This window comes from Nonomuraea sp. NPDC059023 (genome assembly GCF_042740095.1).
Classification (GTDB): Bacteria; Actinomycetota; Actinomycetes; order Streptosporangiales; family Streptosporangiaceae; genus Nonomuraea.
This window is the reverse complement of the sequence record NZ_JBHYIO010000019.1, coordinates 164,235-181,499: the sequence shown is the minus strand read 5'-3', so window position 1 is coordinate 181,499 and position 17,265 is coordinate 164,235. Positions and strand designations below refer to the sequence as shown.

General features: G+C 71.7%; 13 protein-coding genes. 12 read left to right on the top strand and 1 reads right to left on the bottom strand.

Translation table 11 applies throughout. The features are described 5' to 3' along the window. The first annotated feature begins 61 nt into the window (after nt 1–61). The 10 genes from ACFWYW_RS30465 to ACFWYW_RS30420 all read left to right on the top strand — a co-directional run bounded on the left by ACFWYW_RS30465 (nt 62) and on the right by ACFWYW_RS30420 (nt 12,950). The gene (locus ACFWYW_RS30465) at nt 62–325 is read left to right on the top strand and encodes a WXG100 family type VII secretion target (protein ID WP_379619009.1); all 264 of its coding nucleotides are present in this window, start codon (nt 62–64) and stop codon (nt 323–325) included. A 23-nt stretch (nt 326–348) separates the two neighbouring features. Beyond that, a complete protein-coding gene (locus tag ACFWYW_RS30460; protein ID WP_379619011.1) occupies nt 349–4,590 on the top strand; it encodes an FtsK/SpoIIIE domain-containing protein in 4,242 nt (1,413 codons plus the stop codon). A gap of 122 nt (nt 4,591–4,712) precedes the next feature. Next, entirely contained in the window at nt 4,713–6,107 is a 1,395-nt protein-coding gene (locus tag ACFWYW_RS30455) for a serine/threonine-protein kinase (protein WP_379619013.1), read from the top strand. Nucleotides 6,108–6,122: 15 nt separating this feature from the next. Continuing rightward, the gene (locus ACFWYW_RS30450) at nt 6,123–7,100 is read left to right on the top strand and encodes an AAA family ATPase (protein ID WP_379619015.1); all 978 of its coding nucleotides are present in this window, start codon (nt 6,123–6,125) and stop codon (nt 7,098–7,100) included. Then, nucleotides 7,097–8,248, top strand: a complete 1,152-nt coding sequence (locus ACFWYW_RS30445; RefSeq protein WP_379619017.1) for a DUF58 domain-containing protein — start codon at nt 7,097–7,099, stop codon at nt 8,246–8,248. Before ACFWYW_RS30450 ends, ACFWYW_RS30445 begins: the two co-directional genes overlap by 4 nt. Continuing rightward, nucleotides 8,245–10,416 carry a transglutaminaseTgpA domain-containing protein gene (locus tag ACFWYW_RS30440; RefSeq protein WP_379619019.1) on the top strand — a complete coding sequence of 724 codons (2,172 nt, stop codon included), beginning with the start codon at nt 8,245–8,247 and terminating at the stop codon, nt 10,414–10,416. The genes ACFWYW_RS30445 and ACFWYW_RS30440 overlap by 4 nt, the downstream gene beginning before the upstream one ends. 9 nt (nt 10,417–10,425) lie before the next feature. Beyond that, on the top strand, nt 10,426–10,677 hold the full coding sequence (locus tag ACFWYW_RS30435) for a hypothetical protein (protein ID WP_379619021.1): 252 nt from the start codon (nt 10,426–10,428) through the stop codon (nt 10,675–10,677). A 4-nt stretch (nt 10,678–10,681) separates the two neighbouring features. Beyond that, on the top strand, nt 10,682–11,977 hold the full coding sequence (locus tag ACFWYW_RS30430; protein ID WP_379619023.1) for a hypothetical protein: 1,296 nt from the start codon (nt 10,682–10,684) through the stop codon (nt 11,975–11,977). Continuing rightward, nucleotides 11,974–12,420 (top strand): hypothetical protein, encoded by a 447-nt coding sequence (locus ACFWYW_RS30425; protein WP_379619025.1) that lies wholly within the window; start codon nt 11,974–11,976, stop codon nt 12,418–12,420. The genes ACFWYW_RS30430 and ACFWYW_RS30425 overlap by 4 nt, the downstream gene beginning before the upstream one ends. Nucleotides 12,421–12,509: 89 nt before the next feature. Further along, on the top strand, nt 12,510–12,950 hold the full coding sequence (locus ACFWYW_RS30420; protein ID WP_379619027.1) for a hypothetical protein: 441 nt from the start codon (nt 12,510–12,512) through the stop codon (nt 12,948–12,950). Nucleotides 12,951–13,478: 528 nt separating this feature from the next. Here the strand turns inward: ACFWYW_RS30420 and ACFWYW_RS30415 are convergent. Further along, nucleotides 13,479–14,828 (bottom strand): PucR family transcriptional regulator, encoded by a 1,350-nt coding sequence (locus tag ACFWYW_RS30415; RefSeq protein ID WP_379619029.1) that lies wholly within the window; start codon nt 14,826–14,828, stop codon nt 13,479–13,481. An 88-nt stretch (nt 14,829–14,916) separates the two neighbouring features. On the opposite strand from ACFWYW_RS30415, the gene ACFWYW_RS30410 reads away from it, so the two are divergent. After that, entirely contained in the window at nt 14,917–15,951 is a 1,035-nt protein-coding gene (locus tag ACFWYW_RS30410; protein WP_379619031.1) for a DUF917 domain-containing protein, read from the top strand. Next, complete coding sequence (locus ACFWYW_RS30405; protein ID WP_379619033.1) at nt 15,948–17,246, top strand: hydantoinase/oxoprolinase N-terminal domain-containing protein; 1,299 nt, start codon at nt 15,948–15,950, stop codon at nt 17,244–17,246. The genes ACFWYW_RS30410 and ACFWYW_RS30405 overlap by 4 nt, the downstream gene beginning before the upstream one ends. Nucleotides 17,247–17,265: the final 19 nt, after the last annotated feature.

Sequence of the window (17,265 nt, the reverse complement as noted above, 5' to 3'; positions counted from 1 at the left end):
CCGTCCACGGCGGCGCTCCTAGCCTCGGTGCTCATAACCCCCCACGAACCGAGGAGAGGTCATGACCATCATCGGCGGCGAGATTCCCCAGCTCCACGCGCTCAACAGCAGCTTCCAGCGGCAGGCGGGCACCGTGGACACCCTCCTGCGCGAGCTGAGCAACGAACTGGCCGGCACGTACTGGCGCGGCGGTGCCGCCGACCGGTTCCGTACCTCGTGGAGCGGCGAGTACGAGCCGACTCTCAGGAGGCTGTCCGCGGCCCTGCAGGAGGCGGCGACCGAGATCCGCCGCAGGGCGGACGCGCTGGAACAGGCCGGTAGCTGAGAGACCGGACGGGACTGAGCGTGATGGAAAGGGAGATTCGCTTCAGGGCGGACGGGCGGGATACCTCGCTCGTGCTGCAGGCGGCAGCGCAGGCCACGATCGGCGACCTCGCCGCCGCTCTGGGGCTGAGGGCCGGCGCCCGCCTCCATCGGGCCGGCGGGCACGAGCTTCCGGAGCCGGTCACGCTCGCCCGCGCTTGTCTCCCCGTCGGCGCGGCCTTGACCGCGACCAATGAGACGGGCGCCGAAGAGCTTGTGGGAGACGGTCTGGAGGTGGCGGTGGTCGGCGGCGCCGGCGGCGCCGGCACGGCCCCGCTGCGTCCGGGGACCGTTACGACGGTCGGCAGATCCGCGGACAACGCGCTGGTGCTCGCGGACCCCGAGATCAGCCGCCACCACGCGACCGTGACTCTGGGAGACGACGCCTCGGCCGAACTGACCGATGCCGGCTCGCGCAACGGCGTCGCCTGGCGGGGTTTCCGGTTGGGCACGTGCGCGCAGGTCGCGCCGGGCGAGCTGTTCGGCATGGGCGAGACGGTCCTCACCATCAGGGCCGTCGACCCTGCGGACGCCCCGCTGCAACCGGTACGGGAGGACGGCTGGGTTCTGTTCAACCGCCCGCCCAGGCTCCCGGCCAGAAGCGCACCGCTCCGCCTCACCGTGCCACGCCGCCCCCAGCCTCCTCGCGCGGTACGCTTCCCTCTGATCGCGATCCTGCTTCCGCTGGTGCTCGCGGGCGTCGCGTATCTCGTCTTTCCCGGCGCCGCCTATTTCCTGGTGTTCGCCGCTCTCTCGCCGGTCCTGGTGGTCGCGAACCTGATCAGCGACCGGCGTGGTGGCCGCAGCGAGCATCGGACGGCCACCGCCGAACACGACCGGAAGCTGGCCGAACTCGGCGATGCCCTCTCCACGGCCGCCACCGAGCAGGGGCGGGCCGCGCGCGAGGCCCTCCCCGACCCGTGCCGCCTGCTCAGAATCGCCGCCGCGCCCACCAGCAGGCTCTACGAACGCCGCCCGGCCGATCCCGACTTCCTCCGGTTGCGGGTCGGCCTGGCGGCGCGACCGGTAGCGGTCACGTTCACCGGTGCCGACGGCGATCAGGAGCCGGAGGTCCCGGTGATCGAGTACGTGCCCGTCGCCGTCTCCCTGGAGGAAGCGGGCGTGCTCGGCCTCGCCGGCCCTCGGGAGCAACTCCTACCCCTGGCCCGGGCGGTGCTCGCCCATCTGGCCACGCTCCACGCCCCGCACGACGTCGGTCTGGTGATCATCACCGGCGCCGACGAGGCCGCCGCGTGGGAGTGGGCCACCTGGCTGCCGCACGCGTTGCCGCACACGCCTGAGCTCGCCTGCCGCCGCATGATCGCCGTCGGCGCCGACCAGGCTGCCGCCCGGGTGGCTGAGCTCCGCCGCGTCATCGCTGGCCGGCAGGCCGAGCAGCGGGCCACGCTGCGGGCGAGCGCGCCCGCCGGCCGCCGTCTCGTCGTGCTGGCCGACGGGGCCCGCCGCCTGCGCTCCGTGCCAGGGCTGACCGAACTGTTCGTGGAGGGCCCCGAGTCAGGTGTGTACGCCATCTGCTTGGACACCGAGGAGAACCACCTCCCCGACGAATGCCGTACGACGGTCGTCGTCACCGGACGTTCCGGCACCCGTGCCCAGGTGCGCGGGCACGACCTGGCGGCGGACTCCGTCCTGCTCGACCGCCTCACAACCGACGACGCCGACCGGCTGGGACACGCCCTCGCACCGATCCGCGTACTCGGTGCGCGCTGGGGCGCCCAAGCCGACCTGCCCGACTCCGTACGCCTGCTCGACCTGCTCGGACTCGGCGCCGATCCGTCCGCAGAGGCGATAGAGCGAGGCTGGACGGCGGGTCGCGGCAGTGAGGTGACGCTCGGCACGAACGCCGAAGGTATGGTGACCGTCGACCTCAAGCGCGACGGGCCGCACATGTTGATCGCGGGCACCAGCGGCGCGGGCAAGTCGGAGCTCCTGCAGACTTTGATCGCGAGCCTGGCGGTGTCGAACTCGCCCGAGTGGCTGTCCATGGTGCTCGTCGACTACAAGGGCGGAAGCGCCTTCGCCGAGTGCCGGGACCTGCCGCATTGCGCCGGCATGATCACAGACCTGGACGGGCACCTGGTCACCCGGGCCTTGGACTCGCTCGGAGCCGAGCTGCGCCGCAGAGAAGAGCTGCTGGCCGAGGCCGGGGCCAAAGACATCGAGGACTACTGGGCGGTCAGCCGCCGACCGTTGCCGCGGCTGGTCATTCTCATCGACGAGTTCGCGTCACTCGTGGAGGAGGTGCCCGAGTTCGTGACCGGCGTCGCCGGCATCGGGATGCGCGGCCGCAGTCTCGGCGTGCACGTCGTACTCGCCACCCAGCGGCCTGCCGGGGCGGTGAGCGCGGACCTTCGGGCCAACCTCAACCTGCGGATCTGCCTCCGCGTCACCAGCGCCGCCGACAGCGGCGACGTGATCGACGTGCCGGACGCGGCCAGACTCTCCCGCCACCACCCCGGCCGGGCATATCTGCGGGCGGGTCACTCCGACCTGGCGCTGTTCCAGGCCGCCCGCGTCGGCGGGCCACGTGCGGCGTCCGCCGACCGTGAGGTGACGGTCACCCCCAGGGACGTCGCCACGCTGGGATGTGCGCCCGCCGATGCCGCGCGGAACGACGAAGGAGAAGGGAAGGAGACCGATCTCAAGGTGCTCGTCGCCACCGTCAAGGAGGCCGCGCGACGCTCCGGCGCCACGGCGCCCGCCTCTCCCTGGTTGCCCCCGCTGCCCGCCCTGGTCGCCGCGGACGAGCTGCCGCCGTCTCCAGATGACGGGCCCATGGCCGTGCCGATCGGGCTGGCCGACCATCCGGACCGCCAGGTGCAGGTGCCGTACGTCCTGGACGTACGGGCCTGCGGGACCGTGCTGATCGCGGGCATGGCCAGGAGCGGCCGGTCGACGGCGTTGCGTACCCTGGCGCTCGGCCTGGCGCGCCGCAACAGCCCCGCCGAGCTGCACCTGTACGTCCTCGACCAGGGCAACAGGGCGCTGGCGGAGCTGGGCGAGCTGCCGCACTGCGGCGCCTACGTGGACGGCGAGGACATCGACCGGACCGAGAGGGTGCTCGCCTTGCTGACGGCCGAGATCGGGCGGCGCCAGCGCTCCCTCGCCGAAGGGGGTGCGGGCGCGCCGCCGTACCTGCTGCTCATCATGGACCGTTACGAGGCCTTCCTCGCCCGCCACGCCGACACCGACGCCGGGCGGCTGATGGACCTGTTCGACGGGCTGCTACGGCACGGGCCTTCCGTCGGCGTCGGCGTGGTGATCGCCGGCGATCGTTCCGGGTTCACTCAACGGCTGTCCGGCGCGGTCGCGACCCGCCTGGTGCTGCGCCACGCCGATCCCGACGACACCGCCGTGTACGGAGTGACCCCCCGCCACCTGCCTGCCTCCATGCCGGAAGGACGAACGATCATCATCCCTGGCATGGTCGAGACGCAGATCGCGCTGCCTTCTCAGGGGCCGTTCAGGAGCGCCGATGGCCTCCCCGCCGAGACCCTGCCGCGTACCGTCGATCCTTTGCCGGAGTCGATCAGGTCCGACGAGCTGGAACGGCTTCGCGTCGCCGCTCGCCCTTCCGGGCCTGCCGTGTGCACGCTCGGCGCCGGCGGTGATCAGCTGGCCCCCGTGGATGTGGACCTGGCCGCTCTGGGGAATCGCTTCCTGGTCGCGGGGCCGCCCCGGACCGGGCGCAGCGGTGCGCTGCTGGCCGTGGCCCGCTCGATCGCCATGCGGCCGCTCGTGCTGGTGTGTCCACGTACCTCGCCGCTGTGTGAGCTGGCGGGACTTCCCGGTGTGGCCGCCGTGCTGTCCGGCGCGGCCGAGCCGGACAGCCTCGACGAGGTGCTGGCGACGCTACCCGGCCCCTGCGCGGTGCTCGTGGACGACGCGGAGCTGATCGGCGACGGCCGCGGCGCCATGGCGCTTGAGGACCTGGCCAGGACCGCACGGGACACCGGGAACGTGCTCGTGGCCGCGGGGACCACCGACGACTTGCAGCTTCAGCGCTACCGAGGGTGGCTCGCCACGGTGCGACGGGCGCGTACCGGGCTGCTGCTCGCCCCGGCCTCACCGGTGGACGGGGAGTTGTTCGACCTCAAGCTGCCGGCGCCCCGCGGTCTGTGGCCCGCTGGACGAGGGATCCTGGTGTTGCCTGGGAGACGTATACCAATTCACGTTCCACTAGATGAATTGGCGACTGTCCGATGAGTCCGGCTGGTTATAGTACGACCGCTGTGCCCCAGGGGCACGTCTCGGCTTCCTTTGAGGACACGACCACCTTGGACAGAGATCCGGCCAAGCTGCCCACCCTGCCTCCGTCAGGTTCTCCGTTGCCCGAGCCCATGCCGCTGCGCAGCGAGTACGTCAAGGAGAAGCTCATCGGCCAGGGCGCCATGGGCCAGGTGTGGCAGGGCCGCCGCGGCCCCGGCGGTGATCTCGTCGCCATCAAGGTGCTCAGGCAGGAGTACGCCTCCGACCGCGCCGCCGTCGCCCGCTTCGTCCGCGAGGGCATGGTGCTGACGTCGATCGACCACCCGCACGTCGTCCCAGTTCACGACATCATCTCCGGCGGCGGCATGCTGGCCATCGTCATGGCGCTGGTGTCCGGCGAGAACCTGCGCGATGCCCTCGCCCGCGGCGCCTTCGACCGCGAGAAGTCCGTCACCCTGCTCGGCCACGTGGCTCAGGCGCTGGCGGCCATTCACGCGGCGGGCGTCGTGCACCGCGACGTCAAACCCGAGAACGTGCTGGTCACCTGGCGCAGCGGCGCCCCCTGGGGGCAACTGACCGACTTCGGCGTGGCCCACGTCGCCGACGGGCAGAACATCACCAAGCACGAAACCTTCGTCGGCACGCACGCGTACCTGGCGCCTGAGGTCGCGCTGGGCCGTCCCCCGACCTCGGCCGTGGACGTGTACGCGCTGGGAGTGATGGCCTACGAGTTACTCGCCGGGCGGCGGCCGTTCACACACGACACGTCGGCCGCACTGTTACAGGCCCATCTCAACGACCGTCCGGCCCGGCCCCCCGAGATCGACGGCGACCACTGGCACGTCATCGCGGCCTGCCTGGCCAAAGAGCCCGATCGGCGGCCTTCGGCGAACGACCTGGCCCGCTTGTTCGGCGGCGCCGACGGGCTGCCACCTGACGCGCCGCCTCCGCTGCCCTCTCTGCCCGCCCTGCCCCAGGCCCTCCCCACCCCTCAGGCCCTTCCCGTGCCCCCGGCTGGTGCCGTCGCCCCCGAGACGCTCACGACCAGCGGTCCGACGGCGGCCATCCCCGAAGCACCCGCCGAGCCGCCCCCGCGCCGCCGCAGACGGTGGCCTGTTTTCGCGGGCCTGGTCACGGCGCTGCTGGCGTCCACGGCCGGCGGCATCTGGTACGGCCTGCCCCCGGCCGAGCCGGCAGCCCCCAAGCCCAAACCCACGTCCCGCTTTCACTCCATCCCCGTGACCGTCACGAGCCCGGCCCGCGGACGGATCAAGGTCGATTTCGACGACGCCTCGTCGATGTCAGGTTTCCAGGCCTACCGCGTCACCAGCACGCGGGAGATCGTCTGGCTGCGTGCGAACCAGGCGCCGCCGTACGTCGAGCGCAAGCTCAATCCCGGCGCGTGGCACTGCTACACGGTTGAGGTGCTCGTGCTCAACGACGAGACACCGCCGCCTGCGGCGAAGCCGGCCTGCCGGATGGCCGACGGCCGCGACTCCACGACCAAGCCGTAAGAGGAAGGAAGTATCTTGTCCGCCACTACCGATGCCGAGCCCGGGGCCTACTTCGCCGCGGCCCACGCCGCGCTCCGATCCAACGTCGAACGTGCGCTGTCCGGCAAGCCGCACGCGGTACGGATGGCTTTGACATGCCTTTTCGCCGGCGGGCATCTCCTCGTGGAAGACGTGCCGGGCGTGGGCAAGACCACGCTGGCCAAGGCCATCGCCGCCTCGATCGACGCGACCTGGCACCGGATCCAGTTCACGCCCGACCTGCTGCCGTCCGACATCACGGGCACCACCGTCTACGACCAGAAGACCAGCACGTTCGACTTCCGGCCGGGCCCCGCTTTCGCGCACATCGTCGTGGCGGACGAGATCAATCGCGCCTCTCCCAAGACACAGTCGGCGTTGCTGGAGGTCATGGAGGAGCGGCAGGTCACGGTGGACGGTCGGCCCCGTCAGGTGCCCACCCCCTTCCTCGTGGTCGCCACCCAGAACCCCGTCGATCTGCAGGGCACCTACCGGCTGCCCGAGGCGCAGCTCGACCGGTTCCTGTTGCGCATCGCGGTCGGATACCCCGATCTCGTGGCCGAACGCGATCTCATCATGGACAGGGCGCGTACCGGGACCTCGCCCGAGCTGAAGCCGGTGGCCAAGATCGACCAGATCCGCTGGATGATCGAGTACGTCAGCCGCGTCTACATCAGCGAAGCCGTCGCCGAGTATGTCGCCCGCATAGCCGAGGCCACCCGTGCCACCCCGCACCTGCAGCTCGGCATGAGCCCGCGCGGCAGCCTGGCCCTCGTACGCACGGCCCAGGCCTCAGCGGCGGGGGAAGGACGCGGATACGTGACCCCGGACGACGTGAAGGCGGTCGCACAAGCGGTGATCGCCCATCGCCTGGTGCTCACCCCTCAGGCCGAGATCGATGGCCTCACCACGACGGCCGTGGTGAACGAGATCATGTCCAGCGTCGTGGTGCCGTTGCCGGCAGGGGCGCGGTGAGCGCTCGGCCGCCTGTCCTGACGGGCACGGGCACGGCCGTGCTCACGGGCGGGGCCGTGGTGCTGGCCGCCGGGCTGTTGGGCGGCTACCCGCAACTGGCGGCGATGGGCGCGGCGGCACCTGCGCTGGTGGTGGTGGCCGTGGTCATGATGTGCGTACCGGACCGGCTCGCGGCGGCCCGGACCGTAGCCGGCGACCGGATCTCCGTGGGAACGGGCGTCACCTGCATGATTTCGGTGCGGAACGAGGGCAGGCCGCCCTTGGGATGGACCGAGACCACGGACCGGATCGGCGCAGAACGGGTCAGGGTGGCGATCACGCCCGCGGCCCGCGGGGGAGCGGCCGGCGCCGAGTACACCGTGCCCACGCACCGGCGCGGCCTGCTCGGCCATGGTCCTCTCACGCTCGAACGACGCGATCCGCTCGGGCTCGCGGTCCGCCGCCACACGGCCGTCGCCGCGTCCGCCATCTGGGTGCACCCTCGCGTCCACCCGCTGAACGCGCTTCCCCTGGGCACGCGTCCGGACGTCGACGGGCAGTCCGGCGGGCACACCCCTCATGGCACCAGCATCTTCGACGGTCTGCGCGAATACCAGCCAGGAGACGATCCACGCCTCATCCACTGGCGCTCAGCGGCCCGTACCGGAACCCTGCTGGTTCAGGAGCGGGTGGACGCCGGCGAGCCCGCCGCAACGGTCGTCCTGGACACCCGCGCTGAGGTTCTGGACGAGGCCGCCTTCGAGGAAGCGGTCGAGGTGTGCGCCTCGATCGTGTTCGCGCACGCGCGCGTCGTGTTGACGGTGGCGGGCGAGGACTCGGTCGAGCTGGCTCGGTTGGGCGCCCGGGGCCCGCTCGACCGGCTCGCTGCGGCTCGTCGCAGTGAGGGACTCGGCGTGTCCGCCGTGCAGGCGCCCGTCCGCCGCGCCGCGACCGGGGGACAACTCGTGCTGGTCACCGGTACGGATCCGGCGATCGTGGCCCGGTTCGCCGCCGAGGCACCCAGGTTCTCGCTCCTGCTGATCGTGCGACTGGACCCCGCCGCCGCGGCTCCCGGGGTGGTGCGCAGGGGAGCGGTGACCCTGGTGAGCGCGGCCGACGCGGGTGGTGCCGTGCAGGCCATCGGGCGTCTGGCGGGCGGGCGGGCATGACCACGTCGCCGGAGAGTGCCGAGGCCGCGGGATCCGCCTCGCCGCGCCTGGGCAGGCCGGTCGCCTTCACGATGGGAGGTTGCCTGCTGGCGTTCGTCGTGGGACTGCTTCCCGTCGTGGCGTTCGCGGGGGCGTTCGGGAGGACCTCGGCCGAGGCGCTCACCGATCCCCGCTACCTGCCGCCCACCGTCGGCGCGGCGCTGGCGGTGGCCGTGACCTGCCTGGTGACCGCCCTGGTGACATGGTTGCAGCCGGTTACCCGGTTGACGGCCGGTGTCGTCGTGCTGGCCGCGTACCTGGCCGTCGTGATCCCGTCGAACGTGCTCAGCGGGCCGCACCGGCTGCTCACCTCGATCTCGCCGCTCGAACCCCATGGCGCGGAGCTGGCCACGGTGGCGCTGCTGGCCGGGCTGGCCGCTCTCGCGGCGGCAGAACCGATCCTGCGCGGCAGGTCCGTGGCGTGGGCGCTGCCTGTCGCCCTGCTCGGCACCGCCGCAGGGCTGTCGGTGTCAGCAGGGGCGGGGGCGGCAGCCTGGCTGGGACCCGGCGCGGCGCTGATCATCGCCGTGCTGCTGCTGTTCGGCGCCTGGTCGCGCCGTGACGGCAGCCGGCGGGGCGAGCCGGCCCGACGCCGTCCGCGCTTCGCGCTCGTGGCGGCGACCGTGATCCTTGTGGTGACCGGTTCGGCGACGAGCCTGTTCCTGCCGCAGGCGCTTCCCCCTGCATCACGCCCGATGGACGCTCGCGACCTGCTGCCTCAACCGGTCGAACCCCGTCAGGCGGCCAGCCCGCTGTCCCAGTTCCCCGCCCTCCACGCGGGACGGACGCGAGTGCGCCTGACGGTCACCACCGATCGCCCTGTCACGCACCTGCGATACGCCACGCTGTCGGCGTTCGATGGCATCTACTGGACCACCTCGGGAACGTTCTGGCGGGCGGGCACCCGGCTCCCCGGACCCGATACGGCAGGCCGTGTCGTCAAGGATGAGGTGCACGTCGCCGAAGCCGGTGACCTGGGCCTGCTGGTGTCCAGCGGGCGGCCGGCGCGGGTGTCGGTCGCGGGGCTCGGCGTGGATCCGGACACCGGCGACCTCGTCAGCCCCGCCGACCGGCCGTTGCCGCGCGACTACGTCGTACACAGTCTGGTGCCGGCCGTCGATCCGGCCGCGCTGGCGGCGGACACACCGATCGTGAAGCCGGAGCGGGACGCGGCGGCCGGCCAGTTCGCGGCCGCGGCGAATAAGATCACCGGCGACGGGTCCGGCTACGAGGCGCTGCGCCGCCTCGCCGACCACTTCGCGAAAGGCGTGTACACCGAGCACACGGGGCCGAGGCCGCCGAGCGGCCACGGCAACTGGCATATCCGCCGGTTGATGGCGGAGACCAGGACGGGCACGGCAGAGCAGTACGCCTCCGCGTTCGCGGTGCTGGCGCGCTCACTCGGCTACGACGTGCGCGTGGTCGTGGGCTTCCGCCCGGGCAAGGGACGGAAGAACCAGTACCGGATCACCGAGCGGGACGTGGACGCCTGGGCGGAGGTGCGGTTCACCCAGGCCGGTTGGGTGGCCTTCGATCCGACACCACGCAAGGAGAGCAAGGGGAGAGCCGAGAGGTCGCCCGACGAGGAATTCCCGCCGCCGGCCGATGACGATCAGCAGAAGCGGGATCCGGCCAGGGACGCTTCCGCCGATCCGCTTCCGCCGAACCCTGACACCCCGATTTGGCCCTGGCTCTTGCTGGCGTTGTCCGGCCTGCTCATGACGGTCCCCGTCGCCGTACCGATGCTCAAGTGGTTCGCGCGCGGCCGCAGACGACGTACCGCGGATCCGCGGCGAAGGGTGGCTGCGGCCTGGCGGGAGATGCTCGCCGGCTATGCCGACGCGGGGCTGCTCCTGAGCACCGCGACCACCACGGGAGAGGCGGCCAGGCACGCCGCGATTCGGTTCCCCGACGCGGCACAGGCCACCGGCGACCTGGCGGGGTTGGTCAACGAGGCCATGTACGCCGCCGCTGACGTCAGCCACGCGGAGGGCGAGCGTGCCTGGGCCCTGGCCGATGAGGCGCGTGCCCAGGCGCGTACGGCGCTGTCGTTCAGACGGAAGGTGGCGGCCGCGTTGCGCCCGCGATGGGGACCGCTTCCCATTTCGCGGCGCCAGGCGCGCTTCTAGCGTGCGTCCATGACCACACAGCGAATCGCGGCCCAGCCGGCCGCGCTCACCACCATCGGAAGTCAGCTCAGCGGTGCCGCGGCCGGCCTGCCCACGACGCGCTACAGGCGGCCGGCGACCGGCGACGGGGCGGCCGACGCCGCGCTCAACGAGTTCGCGGCCCGCTGGTCCGATCACCTCGGAAGGCTTGAGGAGGTCGTCCGGCTGACGGCGCGCCAGGCCGATCTGACGGCGCTCGCGTTCCGGATCGCGGGCGGCTGATCGTATGGGCGAATCGGCTGTTCCCGGCGTGCTGCTCAGCGCCTCGGAGGAGAACGGGAACCGGGCGCGGGGTCTGCACGGCACCGTGACGACCCTGCGTACCGCCACCGCCGGCCTCACCGCCGGAGCATTCGTCGGCCCGTGCGCGAGCCGCTTCCTGACAACCCTGGAAGGACTGCAGACCGCCTTCGTCACGGCGCGGTCCGCCCACGAGGAGGTCGCCGACGCCCTACGCGGCACCGTCGCCCCCATCGAGGAGGAGCAACAAGCCCGCGACCGGCTCGAACGGGCCGAACGGCGGCTCGCCGAGGCACGGCGACGCCTGGCCGCCCTGCCGGAGCCGGTGGATCCGATCGCGCTGGCCCAGGTCCGGCACGAGGTCGATGAGGCCGAGCAGGACGTACGCCGGGCACAGCGCCGCCACGAGGAGGCCGCTCGCGATCGGGCTCGCGCCGTCAGGGCACTGGCGGTGACCTGCCAGGGCGCCGCCGTGGTGGGCGGGACGCCCGCGCCGCCAGGCGAAGTCCTGCTGGGACCGCGCCTCCACGACGTGCTCAAGTCGAAGGACATGCGTACGCGGAAACTCGCCGCGGACGGCCTCAGCCTCACGCCCCAGGAGTTGCGCCGTCTCAAGCGCAACGGTCTCGCGCCCGGCTCGCCGCTGGCCTCCCTCCTGTACGGCAAATACGGCAAGGACGAGGCGCTACTGGCTGACAGGACCCGGGTAAAGGGCGCTCTCGGCGAACTCGACGCAGAGTATGCGCTGGGGCGTCGCGCGTTCGAGGTGTTCGGCGGCCTGGGCCGCATCGGCAGCCGCTATGGCCTCGCCGGCGGCGCCCACGCGGAGGCGTACGCGCTCAGCGGAGACGCGCGTCTCCGTCGCAAACTTGGCCTCGCCGACCTCAGCGGGAACCTCTCCGTGCGCGCCGCTGGCGGTGAGGTGTCGGCGAACGGCGAATTCAGCGTGGACCGTGACGGCTTCCGTGCCGGGCTGGAAGGCGGAGCCTTCACCGGCTTCAAGGGGGGTGCCGACATCGCCGTGGACGTAGGCGGCGTCAAGCCCAGCGCGGGTGTCGAGGGCCAACTCGGGTTCGGCGCCTCCCTCAAAGGCGGGGCCAGCTTCCAGGACGGCAAGTTCAAGGTGCAGGGTGCCGCGGGATTGGCGTTCGGACCGGGTGCCAAACTCAAGGGCGGCCTCGAGATCGACGTGGCCAAGATCGCCGAGGCGCCTCTCAACGCCGCCAAGTCGATCCGCGACGCTCCTGGCGACCTCGTCAAGATGACCAAGGTGCTCGGATGACGGTCACCGTGCCCTGGCCCAACGAGGCGTCCCCCGGTCTGAGGCCCTTCTGGATCAGCGTGCCGGACGGCTGGACGGCGGTCGAGCCGCCCGGCGCGCTGATCGCCTTCTCCGGCCCCGAGCGGTCGGGTTACCGGCCGAGCGTCGTGGTGTTCGGTGAGCGGCTGCCTGCGGACGTTCCGCTGGGCGAGGTGGCCGAGCAGGCGCTACTCGACCTGAATGCCCACTCCATCATCAGACCGCTCACCCCGGACGATACGGCGGCCGTACGCGAGGCGACCGTCACCGTCGACGGCCGCGATTTCCGCCACCTCGTCCTCGCGGCCGGTGGCTCAGACCAGTCTCCCGGCGGGCTGCGCACCGTTCATCTCCTTCTCGGCACCCAGCTCGCCGCCGAACAGGATGTACTGGCGGACGTCTTTTCCTCGTTCGCCTGTGAATGAATGGCGTGGGAAACCGTTCCCATTGAGCTGGAATTGAGCGGGCGGAAAACTGGTCTCGACCACGAAGCACAAGGGAAAGGACTACGCCCATGGCCTCCGTCAGGAGTCTCAGCTGGGAGTGGAGCGCGCTCATCATCGGAGCGGTCATCGGGCTCGCTTTCTTCATCATTCCCGTGTCCATCTCCGTATTCGGCTCCGACTTCAGTTGCGGGCCGTCGTTCGTGGCAAGCCTGGGGCTGCTGTCGGGCCTGACCGACGGTGGGATCGATGCGGCGCTGGCGCAGCAGTGCGGCGTACAGGGGATCAGCCGGTCCCTGGTCGGAGGGCTGTTCGCGGCAGGGGGAGCGGTCACGTTCCTGGTCCTGCAGGGAAGGGTTCGCTCCTTGCCGGCTTCTGAGGGACTGGTCCAGGAACTACGCACCCTGCATTTCCCCGGCCAGGGGTTCGGCGGTGGTTCTTACGAATGCCCCTCCTGCCATTCATCCTGGCCATGCCCTACTGGGCGATTGCTCGGTGGCAATCCAATGTGAAGGCCACATCTTCAAGGCGGGTTTTCTGTACCGCATCAAAGGACATCAATGCCGGTGAAACTGCAACAAACTAGACGCTCCGACGAGAATAATCACCGCTGAGCTGTCCGGAGTAGACGCGGACGAGTTCCGGTAGAACCGCTTCTTGGGTCTTACGATCCCGGACGTGGGCGCGCTTACGGTCCCAGACATGCTGGGTGCTGTCGTTTCCGAGCGGTGGGCCGCCCCGATGGGAGGGGTTCGCCTTTGCCGGGGTGTGTCGGGGTCAGGTGCACGAGGCGACGGCGACGGCGTCGGCTCTGGGCCCCTCCCCGATCCGCCTGGCCAAGGCCTGCGGCGACTGCTTGAGCGCCCACCAGATCATGACCGCCGCGAGCAAACCGTTCTAGCACGAGCTCCAGACCACACCGGACGGCGAGAGCCTCGCTCCAGAAAGGGCCCCCGCCCTGGCCGGGGCTTCAGAAGTGTCTACCGTCCCAGGGCCGCGGAGATGGATGCGGTCGCAGTCTTGCCGGTCAGGCCGATGGGTTAGATCTGGGCGGCGCGGCAGGCGAGTTGGAGGGCGAGGCGTTGTTGCGGGTTGTTCAGGTCGGCCTTCAGCAGCGTCTCTATGCGGCGGATGTTGCGGCTGACGGCGTTTCTGTGGAGGTTCACCTCTTCTGCCGCCTTGGCGGGGGAGCCGTGGTGGTCCAGGTAGGCGCGCAGGATCGTGATCAGCCGTTTGGGCTGGCCGCCGGGCAGGTCGAGGAGCGGCTGCAGCAGGTCCCTGACCGCCTGCTGGGCGGTGTCGGAGGAGTACCACTCCTCCAGCATCCGGTCCAGGCCGGACAGGTCGTACGTGGCCAGTGGTTCCGTCTTGTCCCTGCGTAGTGCCGTTCGAGCTTCGGAGGCGCAGGTACGCAGGCCTAGGACTCCCTCGTGGCAGGTGGAAACCCCGCATCGCACCTTGGTGCCGGCGGGGCGGACCCGTTCCAGGAGGGCTCCGGCCTCGCGTACCGCCTGCCGTAGGCCCATGCTGCCCTGGTCGCGGGGGACCGTACGGACGACCACGAGCGCGTCGCCCGCAAGGGCGGCGTTCCACGAGGGGCCGGCGAGCTCGCGCACGGCCCGGGTGGCGCGGGAGGCGAGGGTGTCGAGTACGGCATAGCGGTCGGGCCCCTCGTCCATCACCGGCTCGAACCGCAGGATCACGTGCCAGTCGTCGATCGGCAGCCCGAGGGCCCTGGCCCGCGGAACCAGTTCCTGGGCCTGCTTCTCGGGGGCGACGAGCAGTTCGGTCAGCAGATGGGCACGTGAACGGGCGGGCAGTTCGTCGACGGCGCCCGCGGCGGCGGCCAGTGCGGCGAGGCGGAGCACCATCTCGGTGGCGTCGGCCCGATGTCCCCCCGGGCCGCCGGCGGTGGTGAAGTCGGGGTCGACGGTGACTCCCATCGCGGCGCTGACCTCCTCGGCGATCCGTTCCGGTACGCCGCCGGCCCCGGCGATGCCCTCGACCGCCCGTGCCGCCCTGGCCAGTGAGTCGGCGGCGTCTCCGGCGAGCGCGCTCTGAACGGCCACCATCAGTCCGGCCAGATCCCCGTGACTTTCGCGAAACGCGGTCGCGACCACGGCGCCGAGCGGGCTGGCGCCCGAGGCGCCCGAGGTGCGCGGGTCGAGGAGCTCGACGCTCACCCGCTCGGCCAGGGCCCACGCGCTGTGGCTGACGGTGGTGGGCGCGGTGAGCACCAGGGCCACCGCCCCGGCCGCGGCCGCGTCACGCAACGCCACCTCAAGCCGGTATCCCACGGCCTGCGCCGAGACAGCCCTGGTGAGGACGAGCACCGAGCCCGGTGGCTGCCTGACCACCTCCCCGAGGCTCTCGATCAACCGCACGCTCATCCTTCAAGTGTGCCATTAGCACACAGATCACACATAATGATGCTTTCAGCACACCCACCCTTTGTCTGCGCGTTCGTAGCCTGAGCGAGTGGACATCGACACCGACACGCTCCCCGCGTTCGCGCGTGGTTGCGCCGTGCTCGGCTCCGGAGGGGGCGGGACCGTCGCGATCGCCCGCGTCGCCGCCATGCAGGCGCTGGAGGATCACGGTCCGGTACACGTGGTCCAGGCGGGCGACCTCGACCCCGACCTGCTGGTCATGCCGGCGGGTACGGCGGGCTCGTCGGCCGTCATGCTGGAACGGGTCACCGGGACCGAAGAGCCCGTGCACCTGCGCGACAAGGTCGAGGCGCTGTACGGCACGCGCGTGGGCGCACTCATGGCCAGCGAGATCGGCGGCGCCAACGGCTGCATGGCCGTCGCCTGGGCGGCCCGCCTGGGCCTGCCCCTGGTCGACGCCGACGGCATGAGCCGCGCGTTCCCCGGCATGAACCAGACGGTGATGCAACTACGCGGCATCGCCCCGACCCCGGCCGTGGTGTGCGACGAGCGCGGCAGAACCCTCGTCATCGAGCACGTCACCGGGCGCTGGCTGGAGCGGCTGGTGCGCTCGTCGCTGGAGGCGTTCGGCGGGCAGGTGGCCAGCACCGAGTACGTCCTGCGCGGACGCCAGGTCGCCACCGCCACCGCGCTCGGCTCGGTCAGCCGCGCGGTCCACCTGGGAACCGAACTGCCCGCGCCGCTGATCACCGGCAAGATCGCCGAGGCGGCGGACGGGATCATCGTCGAGGGGCTCGGCGCCGACCAGGGCAGGATGGTCCGCCTGGAGGCGGGCAGCGAGTTCCTCGCCGTGCTGGAGGACGGGCGGCCGCTGGCGTGCGTGCCCGACGTCATCGCCCTCATCGACACCCGGACCGGCGAGGTGCTGCAGGTCCAGCAGGTGCGCTACGGCCTGCGCGTCGGCGTCGTGCGCCTGCTGTGCGACCCGATCTGGTACACCACCGAGGGCCTGCGCCTGGCCGGTCCCGAAGCCTTCGGTCTCACCGGCCTCCAAAGTCCCCCTCCGCCCCCTCCGAACCCGCCCGGATTCCCCTGCCGGGCGGGTACAGGGGAGGCGTCATGAAGGCCGGGGTGGACGTCGGACCGACCAACACCGACGCCGCACTCCTCGACGACGACGGCCGGGTCCTGGCGACGGTGAAGGTCCCCTCGCAACCCGACAAGCCCGTGGACAACGTCAGGTCGGCGCTCGAAAGGCTGGAGGCCACCGACCTCACCCAGGTGGCCGTGGGCCTGCGCGGCAGCGCCACCTCGGTCACCAGGCGGCGCGAGCTGCGCAGGGTCGCCGTCGTGCGCATCAGCGGTGACTCCGCCAGGGCCGTACGCCCCCTGTTCGGCTGGCCGGACGACCTCCGTACCGCGGTCAACGCCGGCGCGGAGATCGTGGACGGCGGCGGCGGGCTGGAACGCGACGACTGGACGCCCCTCGACCGGGCCGCCGTCAGCCGTTTCGCCGCCGCCATGGCGGGCACCGCCGAGGCGTTCGCCGTCGTCGGCCTGTTCTCGCCTCTCGACGCCGAGCAGGAGCACGAGGCGGCCGAGCTGATCAGGGCCGAGGTGGGCAACCTGCCCATCGCCCTGTCCGCCGACCTGGGCTCGCTCGGCCTCCTGGAACGCGAGAACGCCACCATCCTGGATGCCGCCCTGTCCGGGTTCGCCCAGTCGGTGGCCGACGGCCTGGCCACGCTCTGCCCGGGCGCCGCCGTCTTCGTCACCCGCGGGGACGGCACGCTGATGAGCCTGGAGCACATGTCCCGCCACCCCGGACTCAGCCTGGGCAGCGGACCGGCCAGCGTACTGCGCGGCGCCGGCGCGCTGACCGGTCTGGAAGACGCCGTGGTCGCCGACGTCGGCGCCCGCAGGGTCAGGGTCGGCGTGCTGGCCGGCGGCTTCCCCGAGGAGGCCGTGGGCGGCGCGAACATCGGCGGAGTCCCGGTCGGCTTCCGCATCCCCGGGCTGATCCGGGTGGCCAGACCCGTCGACGACGCCGAACTGGCCGAGGCCGTGGATCGCCTGCAACCGGGTGCCGACCGGCTGCCGCTGGTCGTCGTCGGTGGCGGGGCGCAGGCCGTACACCAGGGCATTCATCCCGAGCACGGGCTGGCGGCCGGTGCGATCGGCGCGGCCGTCAGCCCGGTCGGCGGCCACTACGAGCGGATCATCCGGCTCCCGGATCGCGCGGCGCTGCCCGCCGCCATGGACGCCGTCATGGAAGAGGCCAGGGCGGTCGCCGTCCTGGCCGGGGCCGACCCTCGGCAGACGGTGATCATCCACGCCGACGACACGCCGCTGGACTATCTGCCCGGCACCTTCGTCAAACTCCGCGCGAGAGCGGCAGGTCCGCCGTCGCGCTGGTGAAACACCCCCCGCAGAGAGG

What these genes read in the sequence shown, in the direction of transcription:
- ACFWYW_RS30420 (WP_379619027.1), top strand. Translation starts at nt 12,510, where the DNA reads ATGGCCTCCGTCAGGAGTCTCAGCTGGGAGTGGAGCGCGCTCATCATC.
- ACFWYW_RS30435 (WP_379619021.1), top strand. Translation starts at nt 10,426, where the DNA reads ATGACCACACAGCGAATCGCGGCCCAGCCGGCCGCGCTCACCACCATC.
- ACFWYW_RS30460 (WP_379619011.1), top strand. Translation starts at nt 349, where the DNA reads ATGGAAAGGGAGATTCGCTTCAGGGCGGACGGGCGGGATACCTCGCTC.
- ACFWYW_RS30465 (WP_379619009.1), top strand. Translation starts at nt 62, where the DNA reads ATGACCATCATCGGCGGCGAGATTCCCCAGCTCCACGCGCTCAACAGC.
- ACFWYW_RS30415 (WP_379619029.1), bottom strand. Translation starts at nt 14,828, where the DNA reads ATGAGCGTGCGGTTGATCGAGAGCCTCGGGGAGGTGGTCAGGCAGCCA.
- ACFWYW_RS30425 (WP_379619025.1), top strand. Translation starts at nt 11,974, where the DNA reads ATGACGGTCACCGTGCCCTGGCCCAACGAGGCGTCCCCCGGTCTGAGG.
- ACFWYW_RS30440 (WP_379619019.1), top strand. Translation starts at nt 8,245, where the DNA reads ATGACCACGTCGCCGGAGAGTGCCGAGGCCGCGGGATCCGCCTCGCCG.
- ACFWYW_RS30405 (WP_379619033.1), top strand. Translation starts at nt 15,948, where the DNA reads ATGAAGGCCGGGGTGGACGTCGGACCGACCAACACCGACGCCGCACTC.
- ACFWYW_RS30430 (WP_379619023.1), top strand. Translation starts at nt 10,682, where the DNA reads ATGGGCGAATCGGCTGTTCCCGGCGTGCTGCTCAGCGCCTCGGAGGAG.